This is a genomic window from Yersinia sp. IP36721 (assembly GCF_003634395.1).
GTDB lineage: Bacteria > Pseudomonadota > Gammaproteobacteria > Enterobacterales > Enterobacteriaceae > Yersinia > Yersinia entomophaga.
This window is the reverse complement of sequence record NZ_QCZL01000106.1, coordinates 1-314: the sequence shown is the minus strand read 5'-3', so window position 1 is coordinate 314 and position 314 is coordinate 1. Positions and strand designations below refer to the sequence as shown.

Sequence of the window (314 nt, the reverse complement as noted above, 5' to 3'; positions counted from 1 at the left end):
TCTAACATCATTTGCCGTTGTTGAGGGTTTAGACCTTGAACAACGGTTTTTAGTAACTTGTCACCGGTTTTAGCGCTAGGGCTTATGGTGTGGGAAAAAGTGAGATTTAAAACAAAAGTATGCCCACACTCAACATCAGCACATGCACAGTAAATATCAGCAATTTCACGGTGCTTACGGTTCGTCTTTTTAATGATAGCCATAGCACCGCACTCTGTACATTCGATTTTTAATACGCGCATGTTCTTGGCTCCAAAAGTGGCGAACTTCTGGAATTTTAACCGTTTTTGCCTCATAACTCACCCGTTTTAGGT

General features: G+C 41.4%; 1 protein-coding gene. It reads right to left on the bottom strand.

Annotated elements, in window-relative coordinates; all coding sequences use genetic code 11:
- Window positions 1-296 (bottom strand): ogr/Delta-like zinc finger family protein (locus DBA33_RS20530; protein ID WP_162975270.1); only part of this gene is annotated, 296 nt, incomplete at its 3' end.
- Window positions 297-314: the final 18 nt, after the last annotated feature.